This window comes from Alcanivorax sp. MD8A (assembly GCF_002888555.1).
Classification (GTDB): domain Bacteria; phylum Pseudomonadota; class Gammaproteobacteria; order Pseudomonadales; family Alcanivoracaceae; genus Alcanivorax.
Genome location: NZ_AQOQ01000013.1, coordinates 26367 through 51561, shown reverse-complemented (window position 1 = coordinate 51561; position 25195 = coordinate 26367). Strand labels below are relative to the sequence as shown.

Annotated in this window: 25 protein-coding genes; 8 read left to right on the top strand and 17 right to left on the bottom strand. The window is 58.2% G+C overall.

Translation table 11 applies throughout. The features are described from left to right. Nucleotides 1–19 precede the first annotated feature (19 nt). Together A15D_RS08820 and A15D_RS08815 are read right to left on the bottom strand one after the other, a co-directional pair. On the bottom strand, nucleotides 20–337 hold the full coding sequence (locus A15D_RS08820; protein ID WP_022986453.1) for a hypothetical protein: 318 nt from the start codon (nucleotides 335–337) through the stop codon (nucleotides 20–22). A gap of 122 nt (nucleotides 338–459) precedes the next feature. Then, the gene (locus A15D_RS08815) at nucleotides 460–1092 is read right to left on the bottom strand and encodes a TetR family transcriptional regulator (RefSeq protein WP_102791621.1); all 633 of its coding nucleotides are present in this window, start codon (nucleotides 1090–1092) and stop codon (nucleotides 460–462) included. A gap of 249 nt (nucleotides 1093–1341) precedes the next feature. On the opposite strand from A15D_RS08815, the gene A15D_RS08810 reads away from it, so the two are divergent. Continuing rightward, on the top strand, nucleotides 1342–3348 hold the full coding sequence (locus A15D_RS08810) for an SDR family oxidoreductase (RefSeq protein ID WP_102791620.1): 2007 nt from the start codon (nucleotides 1342–1344) through the stop codon (nucleotides 3346–3348). 177 nt (nucleotides 3349–3525) lie between these two features. On the opposite strand, the gene A15D_RS08805 is transcribed toward A15D_RS08810, so the two are convergent. Then, a complete protein-coding gene (locus A15D_RS08805; protein ID WP_102791619.1) occupies nucleotides 3526–3999 on the bottom strand; it encodes a nucleoside triphosphate pyrophosphohydrolase family protein in 474 nt (157 codons plus the stop codon). Further along, nucleotides 3989–4954, bottom strand: a complete 966-nt coding sequence (locus A15D_RS08800; protein ID WP_102791618.1) for an alpha/beta fold hydrolase — start codon at nucleotides 4952–4954, stop codon at nucleotides 3989–3991. Before A15D_RS08800 ends, A15D_RS08805 begins: the two co-directional genes overlap by 11 nt. A 174-nt stretch (nucleotides 4955–5128) precedes the next feature. Here A15D_RS08800 and A15D_RS08795 point away from each other — a divergent pair, with 174 nt between their 5' ends. Continuing rightward, nucleotides 5129–6622: an adenylate/guanylate cyclase domain-containing protein gene (locus A15D_RS08795; RefSeq protein ID WP_233192186.1), complete on the top strand. Its 1494-nt coding sequence runs from the start codon at nucleotides 5129–5131 to the stop codon at nucleotides 6620–6622. Further along, nucleotides 6606–7619 (top strand): hypothetical protein, encoded by a 1014-nt coding sequence (locus tag A15D_RS08790; RefSeq protein WP_102791617.1) that lies wholly within the window; start codon nucleotides 6606–6608, stop codon nucleotides 7617–7619. Before A15D_RS08795 ends, A15D_RS08790 begins: the two co-directional genes overlap by 17 nt. Nucleotides 7620–7724: 105 nt before the next feature. Here the strand turns inward: A15D_RS08790 and gspD are convergent, their stop codons facing one another. The 5 genes from gspD to A15D_RS08765 all read right to left on the bottom strand — a co-directional run bounded on the left by gspD (nucleotide 7725) and on the right by A15D_RS08765 (nucleotide 13496). Then, complete coding sequence (gene gspD / locus A15D_RS08785) at nucleotides 7725–9767, bottom strand: type II secretion system secretin GspD (protein ID WP_233192185.1); 2043 nt, start codon at nucleotides 9765–9767, stop codon at nucleotides 7725–7727. A 33-nt stretch (nucleotides 9768–9800) separates the two neighbouring features. Then, nucleotides 9801–10658 (bottom strand): type II secretion system protein GspC, encoded by an 858-nt coding sequence (gene gspC / locus A15D_RS08780; protein ID WP_233192184.1) that lies wholly within the window; start codon nucleotides 10656–10658, stop codon nucleotides 9801–9803. A 124-nt stretch (nucleotides 10659–10782) separates the two neighbouring features. Further along, entirely contained in the window at nucleotides 10783–11523 is a 741-nt protein-coding gene (locus A15D_RS08775) for a type II secretion system protein N (protein ID WP_102791616.1), read from the bottom strand. 9 nt (nucleotides 11524–11532) lie between these two features. Continuing rightward, nucleotides 11533–12045: a single-stranded DNA-binding protein gene (gene ssb / locus A15D_RS08770; protein ID WP_102791615.1), complete on the bottom strand. Its 513-nt coding sequence runs from the start codon at nucleotides 12043–12045 to the stop codon at nucleotides 11533–11535. Nucleotides 12046–12119: 74 nt separating this feature from the next. Further along, the gene (locus A15D_RS08765) at nucleotides 12120–13496 is read right to left on the bottom strand and encodes an MFS transporter (protein WP_102791614.1); all 1377 of its coding nucleotides are present in this window, start codon (nucleotides 13494–13496) and stop codon (nucleotides 12120–12122) included. A 292-nt stretch (nucleotides 13497–13788) separates the two neighbouring features. On the opposite strand from A15D_RS08765, the gene A15D_RS08760 reads away from it, so the two are divergent. The 5 genes from A15D_RS08760 (at nucleotide 13789) to A15D_RS08740 (ending at nucleotide 20127) form a co-directional block, all read left to right on the top strand. After that, nucleotides 13789–14439: a response regulator transcription factor gene (locus tag A15D_RS08760; RefSeq protein WP_102791613.1), complete on the top strand. Its 651-nt coding sequence runs from the start codon at nucleotides 13789–13791 to the stop codon at nucleotides 14437–14439. A gap of 140 nt (nucleotides 14440–14579) precedes the next feature. After that, a complete protein-coding gene (gene uvrA, locus A15D_RS08755) occupies nucleotides 14580–17408 on the top strand; it encodes an excinuclease ABC subunit UvrA (RefSeq protein ID WP_102791612.1) in 2829 nt (942 codons plus the stop codon). A gap of 2 nt (nucleotides 17409–17410) precedes the next feature. After that, complete coding sequence (locus tag A15D_RS08750; protein ID WP_102791611.1) at nucleotides 17411–18211, top strand: hypothetical protein; 801 nt, start codon at nucleotides 17411–17413, stop codon at nucleotides 18209–18211. 113 nt (nucleotides 18212–18324) lie between these two features. Continuing rightward, nucleotides 18325–19590, top strand: a complete 1266-nt coding sequence (locus A15D_RS08745) for a glycerophosphodiester phosphodiesterase family protein (RefSeq protein ID WP_102791610.1) — start codon at nucleotides 18325–18327, stop codon at nucleotides 19588–19590. 144 nt (nucleotides 19591–19734) lie between these two features. Beyond that, entirely contained in the window at nucleotides 19735–20127 is a 393-nt protein-coding gene (locus tag A15D_RS08740; RefSeq protein ID WP_102791609.1) for a hypothetical protein, read from the top strand. A 77-nt stretch (nucleotides 20128–20204) separates the two neighbouring features. Here A15D_RS08740 and A15D_RS08735 read toward each other — a convergent pair whose 3' ends face one another. From A15D_RS08735 to secY, 8 genes are all read right to left on the bottom strand, one after another. Further along, nucleotides 20205–20540 (bottom strand): DOPA 4,5-dioxygenase family protein, encoded by a 336-nt coding sequence (locus A15D_RS08735; RefSeq protein WP_102791608.1) that lies wholly within the window; start codon nucleotides 20538–20540, stop codon nucleotides 20205–20207. 127 nt (nucleotides 20541–20667) lie between these two features. Next, the gene (gene rplQ / locus A15D_RS08730; protein WP_022986471.1) at nucleotides 20668–21051 is read right to left on the bottom strand and encodes a 50S ribosomal protein L17; all 384 of its coding nucleotides are present in this window, start codon (nucleotides 21049–21051) and stop codon (nucleotides 20668–20670) included. A gap of 50 nt (nucleotides 21052–21101) precedes the next feature. Next, nucleotides 21102–22109, bottom strand: a complete 1008-nt coding sequence (gene rpoA / locus A15D_RS08725; RefSeq protein ID WP_022986472.1) for a DNA-directed RNA polymerase subunit alpha — start codon at nucleotides 22107–22109, stop codon at nucleotides 21102–21104. Nucleotides 22110–22129: 20 nt separating this feature from the next. Beyond that, nucleotides 22130–22756, bottom strand: a complete 627-nt coding sequence (gene rpsD, locus A15D_RS08720) for a 30S ribosomal protein S4 (RefSeq protein ID WP_102791607.1) — start codon at nucleotides 22754–22756, stop codon at nucleotides 22130–22132. A gap of 16 nt (nucleotides 22757–22772) precedes the next feature. Then, nucleotides 22773–23171 carry a 30S ribosomal protein S11 gene (gene rpsK / locus A15D_RS08715; protein WP_102791606.1) on the bottom strand — a complete coding sequence of 133 codons (399 nt, stop codon included), beginning with the start codon at nucleotides 23169–23171 and terminating at the stop codon, nucleotides 22773–22775. 35 nt (nucleotides 23172–23206) lie between these two features. Continuing rightward, on the bottom strand, nucleotides 23207–23563 hold the full coding sequence (gene rpsM, locus A15D_RS08710; RefSeq protein ID WP_022986475.1) for a 30S ribosomal protein S13: 357 nt from the start codon (nucleotides 23561–23563) through the stop codon (nucleotides 23207–23209). 115 nt (nucleotides 23564–23678) lie between these two features. Beyond that, nucleotides 23679–23795: a 50S ribosomal protein L36 gene (gene rpmJ / locus A15D_RS08705; protein WP_008928865.1), complete on the bottom strand. Its 117-nt coding sequence runs from the start codon at nucleotides 23793–23795 to the stop codon at nucleotides 23679–23681. Nucleotides 23796–23812: 17 nt separating this feature from the next. Continuing rightward, a complete protein-coding gene (secY, locus tag A15D_RS08700) occupies nucleotides 23813–25195 on the bottom strand; it encodes a preprotein translocase subunit SecY (protein ID WP_102791605.1) in 1383 nt (460 codons plus the stop codon).

The following is a 25195-nucleotide window of genomic DNA, read 5'->3' as shown; positions in this document are numbered from 1 at the left end:
AGCAGGAAAATCCGATATATCAGGAGGCAAGGCGCATGGCGCGGCAGATCTGGTCGATGACTGGCGCTGCCAGCTCCATGCGGCCATCACAACCACTGACGCCAAGGCGGTCAGCACACACAGGGCAAAGGACGTTGAACATCAGCTCATCACCCTGGCTACGTGCGGGGAGTACCGCCCAATTTTCGACACGGGCCTGCTGGCCAATGCGATGATAATAGTCCAGATCGATATCGCCGCCGGGCTCATAGTCGAAAGACGTGGGGCAACGACTGCAGTTCAGCCACATGTCGTAGAGGGCTGCGGCATCGTACGGGTCCCTGGGGTCAAACGCCATCACCACCTCCCTGTTGTGGCCAGCTGCTCGAAGATGCCCTTTTGTAGTGCAAAAAGTGTCAAAAACCTACGAATCACGTCACAAACTACAAGGATATTGCCACTTTGGCACAAAACTGACACTTACAACCGGTAGCCTGCCGCCATGGCTCGCCCCCCCAGCGCCATCATCTCCAGTTGCAGGCAGGCATGCTCCGCCAACACGTTGCGGGCGGCCGTACTGGCATCAAGCATGGAGATCCCGGCACCGAACATAATCGCGATGGCCGCTTCCGCTTCCTGTTCGGCAGGAACCGGGGCTCCGCCCCGGGCAGCAACAGCCTTGCCCACATCATCCGCCAACTCATCGACCAGCAGCTGCAACTCACGCTGGATTCGCGAGCGGTAACGGTCATGGCTTCCCAGTCGTTGCTGCACCAACAAGCGAAAGTCATTGCCATTCTCGTCCAGATAACGAACGAACCGCTGAACCAACTCTTTCACCGCCTGGGCCGGACCAATCTCGATCATACTGCGACGCTCGTACTCCATGGCCGAACGCAACCGGAAACAACAGGAATCGATCAGCGCCAGCCCCAACGCCTCCATATCGGGAAAGTGGTTGTAGAGTGACGTTGCCGCCAGCTCGCTTTCGCGGGCAACTTCACGCAACCCCAGGCTATCCAGGCCTCGCCCCCCTGCCATCAGCGAACGTGCCGCCGCCAGGATCCGCTCACGAGTTTGCCGTTTTTGTCGCTGCCGCGCTGTCTCAGCCATAACCGTTCCACTAACAACTGTTAGTTTTATATTCCCATGAATACGGATCATTTGGCAATAACATGGTGATTACAAAATAATCTTTGACAAACACTTGTAAGGTGAAACAAAATCCAACTAACAAATGTAAGGCAAGAGATTTGGCACTTGCCAGACGGTCGGCGCACTATCGAACTGTCAGAGTCGAACGCGCTACAACACAGACTGCCCGCCACAGGCGGACAGCAAGGACGCAACAAGGGGCAATTCATGAACTATTTCATTACCGGTGCCACAGGGTTTATTGGCCGCTTTCTGGTGGCCCGACTGCTCAAGCGGGACGATACCCGGGTGTTCGCACTGGTCCGCTCAGGATCGGAATACAAGCTCGACGCCCTTCGCCGTCGACTGGGTGCCGACCCCGACCAGCTGGTGGCCATCCATGGCGACATCAACGACAAGTTGCTCGGCATCAGTAAACGCGACCAGGACGACCTGAAAGGCCAGGTCGACCACTTTTTCCATCTGGCAGCCATTTACGATCTGACCGCCGATGAGAACACCCAACGCTACACCAACATTGAAGGCACCCGGCAAACCCTCAAGCTCGCAGAGAAACTGGAAGCCAAGTGTTTTCACCACGTTTCGTCCATCGCTGCCGCCGGGCTTTACGATGGCACCTTCACCGAAGACATGTTTGAAGAGGCCACCGGTCTGGACGACCCTTATCTGCTGACCAAGCATGAATCCGAGGCACTGGTACGCCAGGAAAGCAAACTCCCCTGGCGCATCTACCGCCCCTCCATGGTGGTGGGACATTCCGAAACCGGCGAGATGGACAAGGTCGACGGCCCTTACTACCTGTTCAAACTGATCCAGAAGCTCAAAGACGTGCTGCCCAACTGGATTCCGCTGGTCGGTGTCGAAGGCGGCAAGTTCAACATTGTGCCGGTAGATTTTGTCGCGGATGCACTCGACCACATCGCCCACCGGGAGCAGGGCGACGGCGAGTGTTTTCATCTCACCGCCGATCGCTCCTATTCGCTGGGCGAAATCATGGATGTGATTGCCGGCGCGGCGCAGGCGCCACGCTGGGCAGTCAAACTCGACAACAGCCTGTTCGATGTCGTACCCGGCATCGTCAAGAAGGGTGTCAGTGCCATGACGCCGAAAATGGTGGTCAACGCCGCACTGGAAAACCTGGATATCCCCCCGTCGGCAATGAAGTTTCTGACTTTCCCGACCGACTATGACAACCGCCGTAGCCGCAACGCCCTGGCAAATACCGGTATCGAGGCACCGGAGCTGGAAACCTACATCCAGCAACTCTGGGACTTCTGGGAAAACCATCTGGATCCGGACCGCGGCGAGCGCAAGGATGAACTCCAGCCCCTGCCCACCCTGCCGGAACGAGTGGAGGGCAAGATCGTCATGGTCACCGGTGCCACATCGGGTATTGGCAAAGCCACCGCCCTGAAGCTGGCACGGGCCGGCGCCACTGTACTGGTGGTCGCTCGCACCGCAGAAAAACTGGATGAAACCCTGCATGAGATTGACCAGCTTGGTGGAACAGCGCAGGCCTACAGCTGTGATGTTTCCGATCTCAACAGCGTGGATCAGCTGGTCCAACAGGTGATTGCCGACCACGGCCACGTGGATGTGCTGGTCAACAATGCGGGACGCTCTATTCGTCGTTCCGTGGTGCACTCCTTTGATCGCTTCCACGATTACGAGCGCACCATGCAGCTCAATTACTTCGGCGCACTGCGACTAATCATGCAGCTGATGCCCGCCATGATTGAGCGCGGCGGCGGCCATGTGATCAATATCTCCAGCATCGGCGTACTGACCAATGCCCCCCGCTTTTCTGCCTACGTGGCATCCAAGGCGGCACTGGATGCCTTCACCCGCTGTGCATCCAGCGAGCTGGCGCACGAGGGGATTCGCTTTACGACGATCAATATGCCCCTGGTACGCACGCCGATGATTGCACCGACCAAGATCTACAACCACGTACCCACCATCAGCCCGACCCAGGCGGCCGATATGATCTGTGACGCCATTGTGCGCCAACCAAAACGCATTGCGACCAACCTGGGAATCATGGGCCAGGTCATGCATTTCCTCACCCCCAAGGTCACGGAAACGATCATGAACACCGGCTACAAACTCTTCTCGGATTCCGCCGCGGCGCTCGGCGGCAAGGAAGGCACACCGAAAAAGATCAGCCGGGAACAGGCCGCCTTCTCCCGCTTGTTCAAGGGAATTCACTGGTAACCAGACTTACCGTGCAGGCACAAAAAGAAAAGGCCCCGACACGCGGGGCCTGAAATGTTCCGGAGACAACCGGAAGCATACGCAGCGGGACCATGTCCCGCAGCTATAGTCGCCAACCGCCACCACCCCTGCATTGATTCAGATCAATTTCCCGCTACTTTCAGAGACGTTCTATTCTTACCCGGCGGCTCTCTCCAGCACCTGCTGCAAATCTGGAGGAGAATAGTCTGGCCCCTTGAGGACCTTGCCACGGTCATCTTTCACCGGTTTCCCATCGGCCCCCAACTTGCTCATGTTACTGCGATGCACTTCTTCACAGGTGGCGTTGAGGTCAATCCCGAAGGTATGACCCGCACCATAGGTCACGTAGTTGATATCCGTCAGCGCATCGGCCACTTCCACAAGATCGACATTGAACTCGGTCAGCAACTCAAGCTGCTCCCGGGCACGCGACAGGGTATCCAGGAACGCACGCTGGGCAGCATTGGGCTGCTGGCAAGTGGCATCCGCCAGCTCATGAAACTCTTCCAGCAGCAACGCCAGACGCAACCGGATAGTTCGATCATCCGGCACGACAGGCCGAGACTCTACGGGCAGGGAAAAGGCCTGATGGAATTCACCCACTCGGTCAAAATTACTGCTATCGGCCACCCTCAACCTCCTCAAGAAACGCCAGAATTTCCCGGTTTACTTCCGCCGCCTGCTCCATTTGAATCCAGTGACCACACTGATCGATCAGCACGGTACGCAGATCCGGGACATAATCCGGCATGCGCTGCAGCGCCTTCTGGCCGAACTGGATGACCGGGTCCTGCATTCCCCCAAGGAATAAAGTGGGCACCGGAATTTGCCAGTTGTCATCATCCCGCTCTTCTTCCCATGAGAGGTCCATCGCCCGGTACCAATTGATCGGCCCGGTAAAACCGCTGTGCTCGAAACGTTCCACGTAATAGGCGAGATCTTCATCGCGCATCCATCGCGGCTGCTCCTCCGGTTCTGGCATCCCTTGCAAGAAGGCCGTGTTATCCGGCGCCGGGCGATACTCCTGGATACCCTCCGCAGAGAGACTGTGGAACACCAGCTTCAAGCTGCGTGTGACATCCTGTTCCAGCTCAGCTTCAGGCGCCGCCGGTTGCTGAAAATAGAGCATGTAGAAGAACCCACCCTGGAACAGCTTGCGCATGGCCTCCGTTGGCGCCACCGGGGCCGGCCCGCCATAGGGAACAGACATACCGACGAGCGCGTTGATACGCTCCGGGTATCGCCGCGCCACCTGCCAGGCCAGCCCGCATCCCCAGTCATGGGCCACCAGGATGGCACTGTCGTAACCCAACGCATCAATCAGCCCCATGACGTCTTCGACCAGCTGGCTGTTACGGTACGCTGCCACCTCTTTGGGACCGCCGGTAAAGCCGTAACCGCGCAGATCCGGGGCCACTGCGTAGTATCCGGACTGAGCCAGCACCGGCAGTTGATAGCGCCAGGAAGCCCAGCACTCCGGAAACCCGTGCAGGCATAACACCAGCGGCTTACCGGGCTCACCCGCTTCTGCCACAAAGAATTCGAGGCCGTTGGCGGCCACCTTTCGCTCCTGCGTAAATGCCATACTCTCTTCCTAATCTGAGCCCAGTTCAAAAACCGTCAGACGGCTACTTACCCGACACGACGAAAATGCTATTGTTAGCATAAGAAACAAGGGTGACCCCATTGAATGTGACAGCATGCCTGCCACCAGGCAAGCCTGTCGCCTACTCGTTTAGGCATGAAACAAGGATGCGCCGTGACTGACGAGACAGGACAGCAACGCACACTGCGCACTCGCCTTGGCGAGTGGGTGGCTCCCTATGTGCCCGATTATTTTCCCGTTGCCTGGAAACTGGGGCTATCCATTTCCCTGCTGATCCTGTGTGGCATGACCATCCTTGGCACCCTGCTACTGAACAATCAGCTCAGCCGCATGCGTGACCAGGCCGACAGTTTCGGGGCAGCCATTGCCCAGCAACTCGCCAATACGGCCCGCGAGCCCCTGCTCGCCGACGATACCTTTTTCCTGAAGGTACAGCTCAATAACCTCACACGCAGCGAAAGTGTGCGCGGCGCCGCCCTGTTCAACCGCGAGGGCGGCCTTATCGACAAGGCCGGCATCCTGCCACTGGCAGCAACGCCCCTGCAGGAACCTGTCCGCCGCTGGAACCTGGAAAACGAGCCTGTCACCACCTACTACGCCCCCATTCCCGTGGGAGAACTGGTAGCCGGTTATACCGCCATCTCCCTGTCTGATCGCCCCATCATGGCGGCCAGGGAAGCAGTACGCGATACCATGATCACGGCAACCCTGATCATGAGTGTGATCGCCATCATTGTGGCGTTCGTGATCAGCCGGCGGCTTGCCCAACCGATTCAGGATCTGCTTGCTGCCACCAGCGCCATGCGCAAGGGCGACCTGAATTACCGCATTCAGGACCGCCGCAATGACGAAATCGGCGGGTTGATAGAAGCCTATAACACCATGGCTCACGGCATGCTTGAGAAAGAACAGGTGGAACGGGTTCTGCAGCGTTTTGTCAGCCCTTCTGTTGCACGCAACATGATGGCAGACCTGGACCAGGTACAACTGGGTGGCCGCGATGTTCAGGCCACGGTGGTATTTGCCGATATCGTCGGCTTTACCCGCCTGTCAGAAAGCCTGCCGCCAGACGCCATCGCCGATATGCTCAACGTCTATTTTGATGCTATCACCACCGCCACCAGCTTTTATCGGGGCACCATCGACAAATACATGGGCGACTGCGCCATGATTGTGTTCGGCGTGCCGGAAAAAGACGACGAACACCTGTTCCACGGGCTCTGCTGCGCAGTCATGATCCAGCGACTGGTGGAACGCCTGAATGAATACCGGCAGGCCAACGGCCACACCACGGTGGAATTCCGTATCGGCATCAACTCAGGTGACATGCTGGCGGGTAATCTGGGGTCACGGGACCGCATGCAGTACACCGTCGTTGGCGATGCGGTCAACCTGGCCTCTCGTCTGTCCAACATGGCTGGCGGCAACGAAATCATTGCGGCTTCACCGTTACTCGCCAACCCCAATATTGCCTCTCGGGTGCGGGCAACCGAGTTCGGCGCCATGCGCATTCGCGGCAAGGCCGATCCCGTCAGCACCTTCCGTATCGATGGCGTCCATGCGCTGTCCGAAACCCTCATGGAACAGCGTATTGCGCAGTTCCTGGCAAGACTGAGCGCGGAGCATCAACGTGCACAAGGCGAGTAGTCTGCTCTGCGCGCTGGCCTTTAGCGGCTGCGCCACCCTCGGCAACCCGGAACAGGACGTCAGCGACGCGCTGGCAGAGCATGACTATGCCCGGGCCGCCAGCATCGTCGACAACACCAGCCCCAAGCACGCGCAATACGAACTGCTGCAGACCCAATACGAAGGCATCCTTCTGGCCAGCAAGGAGTACCGCCAACGGCTGGTCATCGAAGCCGAAGCCATGGGCCGCAAGCAGCAATGGGACAACGCTTTCGCCCTGTTGGAAGGGCAGCGCGACAAGGTGATTGATCCTTCTGCTATCGATGAGCTCACCGCCACCCTCTCTCTCTGGGAAGGCACTCAGCTCAACCAGTTGCTGGCAGAACGGCGCGAGGCCCAGGCCAAATCCATGTTGGAAACTGCCCGCCTGAGCGAGCAGCTGGCCAGTTTTCACGATCCGCGCGCCAAAGCGGAGAAGGCCCGACTGGATGACGAGTACGCCCTTCTGGTCGCAGACCTGACCCGGCTCGGAGAATACTTCGCCGACCGGCAACAATGGGTTCAGGCCCGGGACCTGCTGCGCTACGCCCATCAACTGGCCCCCGACCAGCCACCTTCAGCGCAGCTGGCCCGTGCCCAGCAAGTTCTTAACGATGCCGACCAGCAAGCCCGGGCAAAGCGCAACCGCGCCCTGCAGACCGAGGCCGAACTGCTAATGGCCCGCTACCAACGCAATGGCCAACTGCAGTCACTACTCGCTGCGCGCAACTTTCTCGACACGCATCGTGACAACAGTGCCCTGACCAGCCATCGCAAGCGCCTGGAACAATGGGCCCGCCGCCGTTTTGCTGAAGAGATGAATACCGGCGAAGCGCTGTACGCCCGCGGCCAATACAAGGAAGCCTACCGAATCTGGAAACAGGTCGCCCCGCTCTACCCCAACGACGAAGAGCTCAACAAGAAACTGGAACGCAGCCGACGCGTGCTGACCAACCTGCGCAGCTTGCAGCAATCCTGACGCTTCCTGAGGCTGCACTGCCAGCGGCCCTGCCCACACATGGCATTTACCAGTGCCCATAAAAAAACGCGCCTATGGCGCGTTTTTTTATGGGCAACTGCGGGCTTAATTCTCCGCCGGAGCCTCCTCAACCCCTGAGGGAGAAGTCGGCGGGGTTTGATCTGCCTCAAAGGCATCCTTGAATTCCCGGGTCACCGGGTCGCGACCATCAAAGACCTTGTCGATACTGGACGGCAGCGGGTGCTTGATCACGCGTTCCAGCTTGCCATCACCATTCACTTCGAACTGCAGCGCCGTAATCCCCATGTATTTCTCGCGGCTCATCTGCACCAGGCGATCATTGTCTGCCAGAATCGTCGGGCGCAAAAACACCATCAGGTTACTTTTCTGACGTGAATTGGTCGTCGTCCGGAACAGGAAACCCAGCAGAGGAATATCCCCCAGCAGCGGCACCTTACGTACCACCTTGCGGATGTCGTCCTTGATCAAGCCCCCCAGTGCAATGGTCTCGCCATCATCCGCCAGCACCGTGCTCTGTAATTTGCGGGTCGTGGTGACAATATCAACCGCATCACCTGAGGATTCCTTGACCGCGGAATTTTCCTGTTCCAGCTCAAGACGAATGGTGGACAGGCCCGCCACATGAGGAGTGACCTTGAGCGTCAGCCCCACATCTTCACGCTGAATCGTCGTAAACGGGTTGGATACGCCAGAACCCGTGTTAGTGCTCTGCCCTGTCACAAATGGCACGTTCTCACCCACAATAATCGACGCTTCTTCGTTATCCAGCGTCAAGATGCTGGGCGTCGAGAGCAGATTGACATCGGAAGAGGAGGCCAGTGCCTGCATCAATGCTCCCCACTTGAGATCGCCATTGGAATCGGTTTCACCCAGCCCAATGGCAACCCCGTCATTCAGGGAAAGGCCGGAAGGATCATCGGTAGCTAACGCCTGGAGAATAGAATTAACGCTCAATCCTGCGTTGTTGAAATTCACCGCACCCACACCGGATTCATCACTGCCGCCGACATACTGGAAGCCCAGCGATTTGGCATTTTCACCCGTCACTTCAACAATCGCCGCTTCAATCAGGATCTGGGCACGACGCACATCCAGCTGGCTGATAATAGACTGCAGCTCGTTCATCATGCCCGGCTCAGCCCGGATCACCAACGCATTGAGCGATTCATCCGCCTGAATGGACACCTTGCTGTTGCTGTTGGCTGCAGACACCGTCTTGCCATCCGCGCCCGGCTTGGCTGCAGAGGCTCCATCGGCAAAATTCTTCAGAATTTCCGCCAGGGTCTTGGCATCCCCGTGGGTCAGGCGTACCACTTTCACGCCGGAGCTGGCACTGTCTGCGGTATCCAGACTCTTCACCATTTGCACCATGCGCTGGCGGGTAATACGGTCGCCCTTAATGATCAGGCGGTTGGTGCGCTCATCCGCCACCACCGTCACATTGCCTTCCTGGGTCTTGCCCCGGCGGCCACCGGTTTGCGGTGTCAGCGTCTCAAGCATTTTCACCAGGTCGCCAGCAAAGGCATGCTCGAGTTTGATGACCTGAACGTCTTCAGATTCAGCATTATCCAGGCTGGCAATAATTGCTTCCATCCGGCGGATGTTGTCCAGATGGTCGCTGATAATCAACGCATTGGCAGAGCCAACGGCGGCAAGATGGCCATACTGAGGCACCAATGGACGCAACACCGGCACCAGCTCTTCTACCGGAGAATTCTCCACGGGAATGACCCGGGTCACTAACTCCTCGCCGGTTCCCTGCCCCTTGTCTACCAACGGCAGATTGCTTTGCTTCGCGGTAGTGTTGGGAACAATCTTGATAATATCGCCTGCCGGAACGGCAGCATAACCGTGCACCTGAAGCACCGACAGGAACAGCTCATACACTTCGTCAGCCGATAGCGCCTTGGTAGACACCACGGTCACATCCCGTGCCCGAACCCGCGGGTCCACCACGAAATTCTTCCCGGTCATGTCGGCAATCTGGCTGATAAACGCCTGAATATCTGCATTGCGGATATTCACCGTCCAGCTCTTGCCATCATCGCTGGCCTGCACCTGGTTATTCGCCGCCTGGGCAGACAACACCACTACCGACAGGCAGGCGGCCAAAAGGGTCTTAAGCACAGAGGCTCTAAAAAGGGACATCATAAACACCACCTAGGGCGGATAATTCACAGTAAATTGCTGATCGCCCCGCTGGACGACAATACTGGCCTGCTGGGTCTGTTTGAAAGACTCCAGGGCCGCCACATCACTTTCCTCTGTGCCCAGCCCATGGCCGTTCACGGACAGGATCACATCGCCGGGCTCCAGCCCAACCTGCGCAAGCATTTGTTTGGGGGCACGTTTGCCCAGGGTATAGCCCTGGTTGCTGCCATCACTTACCGGGCTCAGCGAAAGCTGTTTGATGATGGTCTGGCGTTGCTGCAGCATGTCCGCCGTATCCCCCTCTACCGGGGTCGGCGCCGGCCGGGACTGCTCCTGCCGACTCACCTCACTGACACCGCCCAGGGCGTTCTCCGACCAGCGCAGGGTTTCCAGACGCCCCGCCCGGCGCAGGATGACGCGGTCCGCGTACACTTCTTCCAGCGAGGCATTGCCCGGGATGCTGTCACCAATGTGATACAGCTCCGCGTCCTTACCCTTCTCGGCAATGATCGCGGTGGCCTTCTCCGGGTCCGGGGTCTGGAACACCCCCAGCAACTCCAATCGCAACCGGGTATCCGGGGCATCCGTTGGCTTGTTGCTTGCCTCACGCGGTTCCGCCTGATATTCGCCAAACAGCTGCCAACCATCCACCTGCGTCTGCGACAGGCTGGTAGTACTGCCACTGGCGGCCATTTCCAGCCGGGTCTTTTCGGTTGCGGGAATAGAATCGTTGGGGCCGTAGAGCAACAGCCAGACGGTCTCGGCCAATACCCACGCCAGCGCAATCACCAGTGCTACGGCCAACAGCCACCGCACCGGCTTGCCCCAGGGGTAAGCCTTTCCCCACTCTGAAAACTGCAACTTCACGACCCTGCTCTTCCTTTATCGTTATGGCTGGACGTGCTGATACCCCGACCAGCGAGCACAGAGGCTAGCGGAATCGAGCGCCCCTTTATTGCTATATTCTGTAACGGCGAGGGAGAGAAGAATACTACTGCGTCCCTGCCTGCCCCAGCGAAAAAGGCTGGGACATCTGAAAAACCACATCATCGGGCTGGCCACCCTGGCTCACACCCAAAAGCATTGGCCAGGCACGAAGCACCTCGAGCTGGAAACGCCCCTCAGACAAACGGGCACTCATCAGCCGCTGTCCTTCCGGGTCATTCACCTCCAGCACTGGCGTTTCGCCTTCCATGCTCAGCCGCCCTTGCAGCACCGGCACAACGGCCGAGCCACTGCGGCCCCAGGTGACCGTTCCGCCACCGTACTGCAACGTTGCCCTGGCATCTGTCACCTGACCCTCCTGAATGGCCAGGCCCATGACGGTGGCATCCGCCCGGCCATCCGCCCCGCCCTGGGGGATTCGGTCAGCAATCAGTGCAACCGGCAAGGACAGGCGCACCTGATCCAATTGCCAGTTTTGCGCATCACTGCCACCCACCCAGCCGGCCAGGCGTACATCCTGTCCGGCAGTGGTTCGCAGGGAAAGTTCCACGCCTGGCGTCAAGCCATGAAAATCCAGCGTCCAGCCCAGTGTGCCCTGCTGCTGTTGCCAGCGCCAGTCCACCTGACCGCTCCACCAGCGGCCACGGGATGTCTCCAGGGTCAATGGAGCGCCCCCCGGTCGGAGCTGTGGAACCCGCTCCACCAGCACGGCGGCGGGCATCAACACCACCAGAAACACCAGCAGACAGGCAACAAAGACCAGTGCGAGAGTCAGCTTGCGAGGCATCAGGCGCCCTTAGAACGGGATATCGTCGTCGAAGTCATCCGCGGGGCCGCTGAATCCGCCCCCCTGATTCGCGCTGCCACCTTGTTGCGGAGCATTACCACCGCCAAAGTTGTCGCCCTGGTTCTGATAACCACCCTGGTTGCCCTGTGGCGCAAAGCCTCCGCCACCCTGACCGCCACCTTCACCCCGGCCGTCCAGCATCTGCATCTCACTGGCCACGATCTCGGTGGTGTAACGATCCTGTCCATCCTGGCCCTGCCACTTACGGGTACGGATAGCCCCTTCGATATAAACCTTGGAACCTTTCTTCAGGTACTCGCCAGCAATCTCACCGAGCTTGTTGAAGAACACCACCCGGTGCCATTCAGTACGCTCCTGCATCTGGCCGGTCTGACGGTCTTTCCAGCTTTCGCTGGTGGCGAGCCGTACATTGGTCACCGCACCGCCGCTGGGCATGAAACGGGTTTCCGGGTCTGCCCCCAGGTTGCCAATCAAAATTACCTTGTTAACGCCGCGCGCCATGTCTCTCTCCGTGACTCTGAAGGTCAGTAATCAATCATTATGTGCTTGCTGCTGGCAGCAAAACCGCCATTGTGTCAGCTTTGAGCGATACCGGCGAGCCCTTCTAGGCGGGCCTCATCCAGCTCGCGGGCATTCACTTTCAACAACGCCAGCCCCTGCTCTTCCACAATCACGGTCTCCACTACGCCGGGCACCTCCTGCAACTGACTGGCCAGCAGCTTGCTGTCCTGTCCTGGCTGCAGACGCAGCACCCGATTATCCAGTTTGGCCGGCTCTTGCATGCCTGCCAGCACCAGCAACCAGACCAACGCCAGCACCATGCAACCGTAGAATACGGCGGCGGCGCCCCACCACTGGTACATGGCGCCCCCGAGCTGCCCCCCCACAAACACGCCAAAGAACTGGCTGGTGGAATAGACCCCCATGGCCGTGCCCCGGGTACCTGCCGGCGCGGCCCGTCCCACCAGAGAGGGAAGCAGCGCTTCCAACAGGTTGAAGGCCGCAAAGAAGACCAGCAACGCGACCACAAAGTGCCAGACAGCCGCCCCGGCAAGCGCCAGCAACAGCTGCGACAGGGCCAGCAGGATCACTGCCAAACGCTTGACCGGCATGGCGCCACGCCGTTCTGCACGGATAATCAAGGGCACCATGGCCAAAAACCCTGCCACCAGCACCCCGAGGTAGAGCAGGCTGTGACTGCGCAACCCCATGCCAAGACGCTCGCTCAACAGGGCCGGCACCACCACGAAAGAGGCGGTCATGATCAGATGAAGACTGAAAATGCCCACATCAAATCGCAGCAATGTCTTACTGCCAAGTACGCGACGGAAGCGCTCCCCCGCCGGCAGAGCCTCGCCCTGCAGCGCCCGGGGCGCCGGCACGACCATGGCCACGAAAAACGCAAAGATGCCCAGCACCGAGGTCATCCAGAACAGCCCGGAGAGCCCCAACCAGGAGGCCAGCAATGGCCCCAGTATCAAGGCCAGAATGAAAGAGCCGCCGACAGACATGCCGATCAGCGCCATGGCCCGGGTCCGGTGCCGGTCGCTCACCACGTCCCCGATCAGGGCCATGATCACGCTGGCAATCGCCCCGGCCCCCTGCAAGGCCCGCCCGGCAATCACGCCCGCAATGTGGTCGCTCAACGCCGCCACCGCCCCACCGGCAATGAACAACAGCAAGCCCACCAGCAATAACGGGCGTCGACCAAAGCGGTCAGACAACATGCCAAAGGGGATCTGCAGCAACGCCTGCATCAAGCCGTAGGCACCAATCGCGGTACCGATCAGCAAAGGGGTTGCCCCTTCCAGCCGCTGCCCATACACAGCAAAGATCGGCAGGATCATGAACAACCCGAACATGCGCAAGGCAAAAATGGTGGCCAGATACCCGGTGGTCTTCAGTTCCGTGCGCTGTAATGCATCAGGAACAGGGGAAGCAGGTGCCGTCATGTAACGCTGGTACTCCTCACCGGGCAGGCTTGCGGGCCGTCTATCGACAAAAGGTCAGGCAGTGTATCAGATTCGCTGCAGCTGAGGGGATGCCCAATCCCCGCCCTTGCGGCTACCTTTGATCGTGAAATCAGTAAAACCCGTAAGGAACCGGCATCAGCAAATTGAACCCCCGTCAAAGCGGTGATAAATTCACATGCTGATCAGTTTTTTTTCTTAGGCATCTGCCTAGGGAGTCGCTACCCGGACACGATGTCCCGGGGCGCCACTCCCAACAGTCATGGACGGGCCAATGAACACCCAACAACACAGCCAGCAGGTTTACGTAGTAGGCAGCCAGCAATTGCAGAATGCCTTGCTCACCGAATTCCTGGTAAAAGAAGAGATCGCTGCACGATCCATCCCTTCGGTGAGCGACATCACCGTGGCGACCCTGCAGGAATTTGACCAGAGCCTGTTTCTGGTGGACTACCACAGCGTGGACGTGAACGAGGTGATTGCCCACCTGCTGGAAGCCGATCAGGAAGTCGAAAACGACGTTCTGATCGCCGTCTTCAATGTGGATACAGACGAATCCCTGTCCAAGCTGGCCGGCCTGCCCATGGTCAACGGCGGCTTCCAGCACGACTGCCCACAGGCTCTGCTTAGCAAAGGCATCAAGGCCATCTTTGATGGCGAGCTGTGGTTCCCCCGTGCGGTGCTGCAGGCTTACCTGATGAAGAGCCGCACCTTCAACAAGACCTTCTCGCGCAGTGAAGTGAACCTCACTGATCGCGAAGTGGAAGTGCTCAAGGTCATGGCCACTGGTGCCAAGAACTCGGAAATCGCCAGCAGCCTCAACCTGAGCCCGCACACCATCAAGACTCACATCTACAACATCTTCAAGAAGATCAACGCCTCCAACCGCCTGCAGGCGGTGAACTGGGCCCAGGAAAACCTCTAACCCCTTCCGCCTCACGCAGCACGCGCGCCCTTGCCGTGCCTGCGTGACGCGTGTTGCGTGCAAGCGGCTTCTTTCTTTTCCCCTTCACAGTATTTCGCCTATACTGCCCTGTTCATTTTGACAGTACTCAGGGGCAGTTGATGGATACCATTCTGGTTCGTGGCGCACGCACCCATAACCTGAAAAACGTGGACCTGGATATCCCCCGGGACAAGCTGGTGGTAATTACCGGTCTGTCCGGGTCTGGCAAATCCTCTCTGGCCTTCGACACCCTCTATGCCGAGGGCCAGCGCCGTTACGTGGAGTCCCTTTCCACCTACGCCCGTCAGTTTCTGTCGATGATGGAAAAACCCGATGTGGACCACATCGAGGGGCTTAGCCCGGCCATTTCCATCGAGCAGAAATCCACCAGCCACAACCCGCGCTCCACCGTGGGCACCATCACCGAAATCTACGATTACCTCAGGCTGCTGTTTGCACGTGTCGGCGAGCCCCGCTGCCCGGAACACGACAGCCCGCTGGCCGCCCAGACCATCAGCCAGATGGTGGACCAGGTTCTGGACATGGAAGAAGGCAGCAAACTGATGCTGCTGGCGCCGGTGATTCGCGAAAAGAAAGGTGAGCACCTGCACCTGTTTGAAGAACTGCGGGCCCAGGGCTTTATCCGCGTACGCGTGGATGGCCGCATCTACGACATGGATGACACGCCCGACCTGGAAAAGAACAAGAAACACACCATCGAAGTGGTGGTGGACCGTTTCAAGGTACGCGGCGACCTGCAGAACCGGCTGGCGGAATCCTTCGAAACCGCCCTGAATCTGGCCGATGACATTGCCATCATTGCCCCCATGGAGGGGGAAGAAGGCGAAGAGATCACATTCTCTGCCAAATTCGCCTGCTCCCATTGCGGCTACTCCATTCCTGAACTGGAGCCACGACTGTTCTCGTTCAATAACCCGGCCGGCGCCTGTCCCAGCTGTGACGGGCTGGGCATGAAGCAGTTCTTCGACGAGGACAAGGTGATCAACTCGGCGGAATTGTCCCTGTCGGAAGGTGCCATCCGTGGCTGGGACCGCCGCAACGTCTATTACTTCCAGATGCTCAACTCCCTGTCCCAGAGCATCGGCTTCGACATGGACGTGCCCTTTGAGTCACTGGACAAAACCGTCCGCAAGAAAATCCTTTACGGCACCGGCAAGGAAAGCATCGAGTTTCGCTACCTCAACGACCGCGGCGACATCATCAAGCGCAACCATCCCTTCGAGGGGATCATCCCCAACATGGAGCGCCGTTACCGGGAAACAGAATCCGATGCCGTCCGTGAAGACCTGCTCAATTACATGTCCACGTCCAGCTGCCCCAGCTGTAATGGCTCCCGGTTGCGTGAAGCCGCACGGCATGTCTTTATCGAGCAGACCACTCTGCCGGACGTGGTACGCCTGGCCGTCGGCAAGGCGCACAGCTACTTCAGCGAGCTGAACCTGCCCGGCAGCAAAGGCGAGATTGCCGACAAGATTCTCAAGGAAATCCGTGACCGCCTACAGTTCCTGGTGAACGTGGGGCTGGAATACCTGACACTGGAACGCAGCGCGGAGACCCTGTCCGGTGGTGAGGCGCAACGTATCCGGTTGGCCAGCCAGATCGGGGCGGGCCTGGTGGGCGTCATGTACGTACTCGACGAGCCCTCCATCGGCCTGCATCAGCGAGACAATGAACGACTGCTCAACACCCTTACCCGACTACGGGATCTGGGCAATACCGTGCTGGTGGTGGAACACGACGAAGATGCCATCCGGCTGGCTGACCACGTCATTGATATCGGCCCCGGTGCCGGGGTCCATGGTGGCAGCGTAGTGGCCCAGGGGACTGCCCAGGAGGTGGCCGACAACCCAGCCTCCCTGACCGGTGATTACCTGTCCGGACGCAAGCAAATTGCCGTGCCGGAGCAGCGTCGCCAGAATCAGGATGACCAGTGGCTGACCCTTCACGGCGCCACCGGCAACAACCTCAAGGGGCACCCCCTGAACATTCCCGTGGGCCTGCTGACCTGTATTACCGGCGTGTCCGGCTCTGGCAAATCGACCCTGATCAACAGCACCCTCTATCCGCTGGCGGCCACCCGACTGAACAAGGCCACCACCCTGAAGGCATCCCCCTACGACTCCATCGAAGGGTTGGAGCACTTCGACAAGGTCGTCGATATTGATCAGAGCCCCATCGGCCGTACGCCGCGCTCCAACCCGGCGACCTACACCGGCATCTTCACACCGGTTCGCGACCTGTTTGCGGGCACCCAGGAAGCCCGCGCCCGTGGCTACAAACCCGGTCGCTTCAGCTTCAACGTCAAAGGGGGCCGCTGCGAAGCCTGTCAGGGCGACGGGGTCATCAAGGTGGAAATGCACTTCCTGCCGGATATCTACGTACCCTGCGAAGTCTGTGAAGGCAAACGCTATAACCGCGAGACCCTGGAGATCACCTACAAGGGCAAGAACATCTTTGAGGTACTGGAGCTCACCATCGAGGAAGGACGCGAGTTTTTCGATGCCGTCCCGTCCCTGGCTCGCAAGCTGCAGACCCTGATGGACGTGGGGCTCAGTTACATCAAGCTGGGACAGGCCGCCACCACCTTGTCAGGCGGCGAAGCACAGCGTGTCAAACTCGCCAAGGAGCTGTCCCGCCGGGACACCGGCAGCACCCTCTATATCCTCGATGAGCCCACCACTGGCCTGCACTTCCAGGACATCCAGCTATTGCTGGACGTCCTCAACCGTCTGGCAGACCACGGCAACACCGTGGCAGTGATCGAACATAACCTGGACGTCATCAAGACCGCAGACTGGATTGTCGACCTGGGGCCGGAAGGCGGGGACGGTGGCGGCGAAATCATCGCCGAGGGCACCCCGGAAGAGGTCGCCAAAGTGAAAGGCAGTCATACCGGGCGTTTTCTGAAATCCATGATAGGCCAATAAAAATGCAATTATTCGCCCGGACAGCCAAGATTCTTACCTTGGCTATCTTCCTCAGTGCATGCTCAAGACTTCAGAATCTGGGGGAGAATTTTAATTGTTACGCGGACCATTGCCTGCGCACATTTCCCGCTCAGGATATTAGCGAACAGGACTACTGGTCCTTTGACACCATGACCATCCTGCCCCCAGATCTTGCGATGGAAGAAAGAACACTCAGCGGTGAGGTCACCGGTACCACAAAGCTCCCGGGATATGGACAGAGGTTACTAGTCGAGCAGCTCGACCTTATCGCCAAGGGTTATGAAATAGAAAATCTTACACTCTCCCTTGATGAGCCAGTCATCGAGGCCATCTCGCAACTTTACGCAAGCGCCTGGGCGGACGACTTAACTCCGGAACAGGTAAAAGAGTCGACATCCTTCTTTGGCGTACCTGAACTGCCAGCTCCAGTGCAACAAAACTCCCTTTCTCTGCCTCAACCCCTCGAACAATACGAAGACGGAAGTTGTTGTTATCTGCTCACTCGTTTTTCGGGCTGGCATCATACAACTGGCGCCAAAGCGACAATGATTACCTCAGCAGCGATCCTTAGCACCATGTCTGGAGGCAGCGGTTATGCAGGCAGTTTTGGCAGTGCAATCAGCGATATGGCCGTAATCCGGAAAAGTGACGGGAAAGTACTTTGGACCGCGCGACTGATTAGTGACGGTAGGCCCAAACAGCTCAGCATGACCATCGCGGAATTCTATAGCTCTGTGTACAACGCAAAAATCCTCCGCAAACAAGCTCTCGCCAAGCAGTGAACCAGAGGAAAATCACATTTTCACGGCTTGTCACCAGCCTGAATAATCCTGCCAACCGAAACGTCATAAACGGTCAACATGATCACCCTCATCACTCGCTATGGAGGTTAATCATGAAACGGATTTGGGCACTCAAGGGACTGCTGGCCGCTATCGGCCTGGCTGGCGCGGCCGCCGCTTGCGCCGGCCATGGCCAACCCGCTACAGGCACGGTTGAGTTGGGCCCACGCCCCTATTACCTTGTGAATGACATGGACGATGGGCCAGTCAAACAAGCGCTCCAGGCGTGCGCTGCCGAACGGCGACCCCAGAAGCCCAATGACTTTTCCATCGGTCACCGGGGGGCCCCGCTGCAATTTCCCGAGCATACCGAAGAATCCTACCGGGCCGCCGCCCGTATGGGGGCCGGTATTCTCGAGTGTGATGTGGCCTTCACCCAGGATCAGGAGCTGGTGTGCCGCCACTCCCAATGCGACCTTCACACGACCACCAATATCCTTGAAACCGACCTTGCCAGCCAATGCAGCCAACCCTTCACCCCTTTTGATGGTAGCAACCCCGCCACAGCGCAGTGCTGCACCAGCGACATCACCCTTGCTCAATTCAAGACGCTCAAGGGCAAAATGGATGGCGCCAATCCTCGTGCGACCAATGTCGCCGAATACCTGCAAGGCACCCCCGACTGGCGAACGGAACTGTATCGCCAACGCGGGACCCTCCTGAGCCATCGGGAAAGCATCGCGCTTTTTCAGGAATTAGGCGTAAAAATGACCCCGGAGCTGAAGGCCCCGGCAGTGGAAATGCCTTGGCAGGGCCACTATTCACAGCAGGACTATGCCCAGCAGCTCATCGACGAGTACCGCGAAGCCGGGGTTGCCCCCAGAGATGTCTACCCTCAATCGTTTAATCTCGACGATGTCCGCTACTGGATTGACGCAGAGCCCGACTACGGCAAACAGGCCGTCTATCTGGATGGACGTGACAGCCAGGGGCTCGACCCACAAAACCCTGGCACCTGGCAGCCAGATATGGCCACCCTGAAAGGCTATGGCGTCAATATCATCGCTCCCCCACTTTGGATGCTGGTCAGCAGCAAAAATCAGCGTATTGTCGCCAGCACCTACGCCCGGGCAGCACGGGATGCCGATCTGGACATTATTGCCTGGTCCCTGGAACGGTCTGGCCCACTGGCCAGCGGCGGTGGCTGGTACTACCAGAGTGTCAGCCCACAGATAGATAATGACGGCGACATGCTGACGCTTCTTGATGTGCTGGCCCGCGAAGTGGGCGTCATTGGCGTCTTTTCTGACTGGCCAGCCACTACCACCTTCTATGCCAATTGCCTTCAGCGGCAGCGCGACGCCCCAAGATGGCGCTAGTCGCGCCTCATTTTGTTGCCCCGACCCAAGTCGGGGCAACAGCCTACGAATAACCCCCTATTACGCTGGCACGGATTCTGCTTTGTCTCTTGTTGTATGCATCGAAGGTAACCACTGGGCCTTCCATAGCCCAAGGAGTATGTGATGACAGCCTCTGCCGATAACACCAGCGATCACCGTTGGCTCATGCAGTACAACATCGTCAATCTGGTCAACCAGTGCCGGCGCCTGATTCGTGCAGAATTCGATGACTCACTCTCCCTGACCGATCCCCGCTTGCGTGAGAAACTGGCACACTATGCCGGGCGCACCCGCTCTCAGGGCTTACAGCGCTTGTATGGCGAGATCCGGCTTGCATTGATTCAGCTGGAAGGTGAGGACACGCTGGTCACCCCTGAGGCAGCCACCCCCATTCGTCGATACCGGGGCCAACCGATAGACGCCGGGAACCAGGCAACACAAACAGACACGGGCGACAAGCCACACCGAGCGGGCAAAACGCTCATGTATCGCGGACGCGCTGTTGCCCAGCGCTAAGGCAGCGCTGAATAACGCCTTGCATGCTCAGCGCGTCCTGAAGCGCAAGGCGTTACTCAGAGGTTCCCCCATACCGGTCAGGCAGAAAACTGAAAGATGCTCAAGTCCAGCGGCTGACTCTCGCCAAGCCACATGACCAGCTCGGTATGATCACGGAGATCATCACCGCTAAGACCGTGAATAAAGACTGTCAGCCCGTTACGGCTGGCCATTAACCAGGGAATGACATCGCCAGCAAGGCGACGGGGCACGGTCAGCTGGCAGCTCCAGCAAGGATGCGGCCCCACCGGTTTGCGGTGCATATGGCCCATGGGAATATCAAAATGCTGGTGCGCGGCCTGACACAGCGCCGCCGCCTGAGTGAAGGAATCTTCGTCATAATAGACGTGTGCGTGGAACCCTTTGATTGCCATGCCTGCTGTCCGTCATGCCTTGCCTGCGTCCAATAACAGCATAGTACAGGCAGCCCGCCAAACAACAGACATAAAAAAACCGGGCAATATGCCCGGTTTTTTTGATCCTGAGAACCTGTGCGAAGCCTTACTCGGCGTCGCCCTCGGCCAGCTCAGGACGGTCAACCAGCTCAACATAGGCCATCGGTGCATTGTCGCCCGCACGGAAGCCCATCTTGAGGATACGCACGTAGCCACCAGGACGGCTCTTGTAACGCGGACCCAGCTCGTTGAACAGCTTGCCAACCACTTCCTTGGAACGGGTGCGGTTGAAAGCCAGACGACGGTTCGCTACAGAGTCTTCCTTAGCCAGAGTGATCAGCGGCTCAGCCACACGACGCAGCTCTTTGGCTTTCGGCAGGGTGGTCTTGATCGCTCCGTGCTCCAGCAGAGACACAGCCATGTTACGGAACATCGCCTGACGATGAGAGCTGTTCCGATTCAGTTTTCTGCCGCTTTTGCGATGACGCATGATTCTGTTCCTATGTTCAGGGGCGCTTCACAGCGTCCACAACAACTAACTTAGCGCAATTTGGTGTTCAGCCGGTCGTCGTCACGAAGGCTGACCGGCGGCCAGTTTTCGAGACGCATACCCAGCGACAAGCCCTTTGAGGCCAGCACGTCCTTGATTTCGGTGAGAGACTTCTTACCCAGGTTCGGGGTCTTCAGAAGCTCAACCTCGGTACGCTGTACCAGGTCACCGATGTAGTAGATGTTTTCAGCCTTGAGGCAGTTGGCGGAACGTACTGTCAGTTCCAGGTCATCTACCGGACGCAGCAGGATGGGATCAATTTCCTCACGCTCCTGCTTCGGCTCAGGCTTGGCATCCTGTTCCAGGTCGACAAAGACGGCGATTTGCTGCTGCAGGATGGTTGCTGCACGGCGAATCGCTTCTTCAGGATCAATGGTACCGTCGGTTTCCAGATCGATAACCAGCTTGTCCAGGTCAGTCCGCTGCTCTACACGCGCCGCTTCGACGACATAGGCCACGCGACGTACCGGGCTGTAGCTGGCATCCAGCTGCAGACGGCCAATACCGCGGGTCTCGTCTTCGTCGGTCTGGCGAGCGTCAGCCGCTTCATAACCACGACCTTTCTGCACTTTCAGCTTCACACGCAGTTCGGTGTCGCCAGTAATGGTGCAGATCAGATGATCAGGGTTGACGATCTCAACACTGTGATCACGCTGAATGTCATCCGCAGTCACCGCACCCGGGCCTTTCTTGACCAGCTCGAGAGTGGCTTCTTCGCGGTCTTCCATCTTCAGGGCTACACCCTTGAGGTTCAGCAGGATGTTGATCACATCTTCCTGAACACCCTCGATGGAGGAGTATTCGTGTTGTACGCCCTCGATCTCCACTTCGGTGATCGCGCAGCCGGGCATGCTGGAGATCAGGATGCGACGCAGCGCAGTCCCCAGAGTGTGGCCAAAACCACGCTCCAGCGGTTCCAGAACCACTTTGGCGTGGGTCTGGTTGATCGCGTTGACCGCGATCGAGCGGGGCGTGAGAAAGTCGTTCACGGCGGTCATAGAGATCCCTCAGGCAGTCCTTACTTGGAGTACAGCTCGACGATCAGGTTTTCGTTGATCTCGGCAGGCAGATCGATACGCTCTGGCTTGGACTTGAAGGTCCCTTCCAGCTTCTTCTCGTCTACCTCGATCCACGGCATGAAACCACGCTGCTGAGCCAGTTCCATGGCGTTCTTCACGCGCAGCTGGTTCTTGGACTTCTCGCGAACGTTGATCACGTCACCCGGCTTAACCTGGTAAGAGGCCACGTTAACAGACTGGCCATTCACCAGGATAGCACGGTGGCTAACCAGCTGACGGGCTTCCGCGCGAGTGGAGCCGAAGCCCATGCGGTAAACCACGTTATCCAGACGCCCTTCCAGAAGCTGCAGCAGGACTTCGCCAGTTGCACCTTTGGCAGAAGCTGCCTTTTTGTAGTAGCTACGGAACTGCTTTTCCAGTACGCCGTAGGTACGACGAACCTTCTGCTTCTCACGCAGCTGTACGCCGTAGTCGGACAGACGACCTGGACGACGGCCACCTGCGGCCTGGCCCGGAGCCTGCTCGGCTTTACACTTGGACTCGAGAGGGCGAATACCACTCTTGAGGTACAGATCGGTGCCTTCACGACGGGAAAGCTTGCACTTGGGACCGATGTATCTTGCCATCTTGCTTTAACTCCCGTTACACGCGACGCTTTTTAGGCGGACGGCAACCGTTATGCGGAATCGGCGTAACGTCCTCGATATGGGTGATCTTGTAACCACAGGCGTTCAGGGCACGAATAGAAGATTCGCGACCCGGGCCCGGGCCCTTCACCCGCACTTCAAGATTCTTCAGACCGTAGTCCTTGGCAGCGTTACCCGCGTTTTCGGCAGCCACCTGGGCAGCAAACGGGGTGCTTTTACGGGAACCACGGAAACCAGCACCACCAGAAGTCGCCCAGGACAGTGCGTTGCCCTGACGGTCAGTGATGGTGATGATGGTGTTGTTGAAGGAAGCGTGCACGTGAGCAATGCCGTCCGCTACGCTGCGCGTTACCTTCTTGCGGCGTGCGCCACTATCTTTCTTTGACTTAGCCATAATGCCTATCCAAATCCAGCCGCTGACGTTTCAGCTTACTTGCGAATCGGTTTACGCGGACCTTTACGGGTCCGAGCATTGGTCTTGGTGCGCTGACCGCGAAGCGGCAGGCCGCGACGATGGCGGATGCCGCGGAAGCAGCCCAGGTCCATCAGACGCTTGATGTTCATGTTGATTTCCCGGCGCAGGTCACCTTCGGTTGAGAACTTGGCAACCTCGCCACGAATGACGTCAAGCTGCTCACCGCTCAGGTCACGAACCTTGGCGGTTTCCTCAATACCGGCCGCTGCACAGATCTGCTGTGCACGGGTACGACCGATCCCGAAGATGTAGGTGAGAGAAATCACCGTGTGCTTATTTTCCGGGATGTTAACGCCTGCAATACGGGCCATCCGAATATCTCCGATTCACAAAACGGGTGCGCCAGGCTCTCAGGCGCCGAAAGGCGGCAGAGTCTAGCGCTACGCCGACTGAATTTCAACCAAACACTTAAAAGAAGACTGAACCTTAACCCTGGCGCTGCTTGTGCCGGGGTTCGGCACTGCAGATCACCATGACGCGACCCTTACGACGGATCACTTTACAGTTACGGCAGATCTTCTTTACAGAAGCCTGAACTTTCATCGCACTCGCCTCGTTCGTTAACGCACCAGTCCGGTGCCGCCATACCCTTTCAGGTTGGCTTTCTTCATCAACTTCTCGTACTGGGTGGACGTCAGGTGCGAATTAACTTGCGACCAGAAGTCCATGACTACTACCACAACGATCAGCAGAGAGGTGCCACCCAGATAAAAGGGCACATTGGCAACTGCTTGCAGACCCAGTGGCAACAGGCACACCAGCGTCATGTATACCGCACCGATCAGGGTCAGACGGCCCATTACGGTATCGATATAGCGAGCGGACTGCTCGCCCGGGCGGATGCCCGGAATATAGGCGCCGGATTTCTTCAGGTTGTCAGCGACATCCTTCGGATTGAATACCAGCGCTGTATAAAAGTAGCAGAAGAACACGATTGACAGGGTAAACAGCAGAATATACAGCGGAGTCCCCGGCAACAGAGCATCACTCACGCTTCGCAGTGCCTGGCCCCACCAGGAATCCGGATTGGAATCACTGAACCATTGGGTCAGCGATGCCGGAAACAGCAGAATGGAGCTGGCAAAGATAGCGGGAATAACCCCTGCCATGTTCACCTTCAGCGGCAGATGGCTCTGCTGCGCTGCATACACACGGCGACCTTGCTGGCGTCGTGCATAGTTAACCGTAATACGGCGCTGCCCGCGCTCCACAAACACCACGCCGAAAATCACGGCCAGTGCCACTAGGAACACGAACAACATCATGATCAAGCTCAAATCACCGGTACGGGCAGACTCGAAAGTCTGAGCCACGGCACCGGGCAAGCCTGCCACGATGGAGGCGAAAATCAGCATGGAAATACCATTGCCAATCCCGCGCTCGGTAATCTGCTCACCCAGCCACATCAGGAACACGGTACCGGTCAGCAGGCTGGTCACCGCCACAAAGTAGAAGCTGGCTACCTGCATGGTAGTGGCCGCTTCTGGCAGCAAGGTGATGCCTTGGCTCTTCAAGCCGGCACAGACCCCGAAGGACTGAATTGCCCCCAGTGCAACCGTCAGATAACGGGTGTACTGGGTAATCTTGCGTCGACCCTGCTCACCTTCCTTGCGGAGCTGCTCCAGAGTCGGGACCACTGCCGTCATCAGCTGAATCACGATGCTGGCAGTAATGTAGGGCATAATGCCCAGAGCAAATATGCTCATGCGCTCCAGGGAGCCCCCAGAGAACATGTTAAACAGGCCAAGAATGGTGTCCCGGTTATTGTTGAACATCTGTTGCAACGCTTCCGGGTTCATGCCCGGTACCGGGATGTGTGCCCCGATACGGAACACCACCAGGGCGCCCAACAGAAAACCGATTCGCCGCCACAGCTCACGCATCGCGTTGCTGTCTACTTTCGGCGCGCCACCATTCAATGTCTGAGCGCGATTCTTCGCCAT

Coding starts and splice junctions, on each gene's coding strand:
- A15D_RS08820 (WP_022986453.1), bottom strand. CDS start 337: ATGGCGTTTGACCCCAGGGACCCGTACGATGCCGCAGCCCTCTACGAC.
- A15D_RS08815 (WP_102791621.1), bottom strand. CDS start 1,092: ATGGCTGAGACAGCGCGGCAGCGACAAAAACGGCAAACTCGTGAGCGG.
- A15D_RS08810 (WP_102791620.1), top strand. CDS start 1,342: ATGAACTATTTCATTACCGGTGCCACAGGGTTTATTGGCCGCTTTCTG.
- A15D_RS08800 (WP_102791618.1), bottom strand. CDS start 4,954: ATGGCATTTACGCAGGAGCGAAAGGTGGCCGCCAACGGCCTCGAATTC.
- A15D_RS08775 (WP_102791616.1), bottom strand. CDS start 11,523: ATGCCTCGCAAGCTGACTCTCGCACTGGTCTTTGTTGCCTGTCTGCTG.
- ssb (WP_102791615.1), bottom strand. CDS start 12,045: ATGGCGCGCGGCGTTAACAAGGTAATTTTGATTGGCAACCTGGGGGCA.
- A15D_RS08765 (WP_102791614.1), bottom strand. CDS start 13,496: ATGACGGCACCTGCTTCCCCTGTTCCTGATGCATTACAGCGCACGGAA.
- A15D_RS08760 (WP_102791613.1), top strand. CDS start 13,789: ATGAACACCCAACAACACAGCCAGCAGGTTTACGTAGTAGGCAGCCAG.
- uvrA (WP_102791612.1), top strand. CDS start 14,580: ATGGATACCATTCTGGTTCGTGGCGCACGCACCCATAACCTGAAAAAC.
- A15D_RS08750 (WP_102791611.1), top strand. CDS start 17,411: ATGCAATTATTCGCCCGGACAGCCAAGATTCTTACCTTGGCTATCTTC.
- A15D_RS08745 (WP_102791610.1), top strand. CDS start 18,325: ATGAAACGGATTTGGGCACTCAAGGGACTGCTGGCCGCTATCGGCCTG.
- A15D_RS08740 (WP_102791609.1), top strand. CDS start 19,735: ATGACAGCCTCTGCCGATAACACCAGCGATCACCGTTGGCTCATGCAG.
- A15D_RS08735 (WP_102791608.1), bottom strand. CDS start 20,540: ATGGCAATCAAAGGGTTCCACGCACACGTCTATTATGACGAAGATTCC.
- rplQ (WP_022986471.1), bottom strand. CDS start 21,051: ATGCGTCATCGCAAAAGCGGCAGAAAACTGAATCGGAACAGCTCTCAT.
- rpoA (WP_022986472.1), bottom strand. CDS start 22,109: ATGACCGCCGTGAACGACTTTCTCACGCCCCGCTCGATCGCGGTCAAC.
- rpsD (WP_102791607.1), bottom strand. CDS start 22,756: ATGGCAAGATACATCGGTCCCAAGTGCAAGCTTTCCCGTCGTGAAGGC.
- rpsK (WP_102791606.1), bottom strand. CDS start 23,171: ATGGCTAAGTCAAAGAAAGATAGTGGCGCACGCCGCAAGAAGGTAACG.
- rpsM (WP_022986475.1), bottom strand. CDS start 23,563: ATGGCCCGTATTGCAGGCGTTAACATCCCGGAAAATAAGCACACGGTG.
- rpmJ (WP_008928865.1), bottom strand. CDS start 23,795: ATGAAAGTTCAGGCTTCTGTAAAGAAGATCTGCCGTAACTGTAAAGTG.
- secY (WP_102791605.1), bottom strand. CDS start 25,195: ATGGCGAAGAATCGCGCTCAGACATTGAATGGTGGCGCGCCGAAAGTA.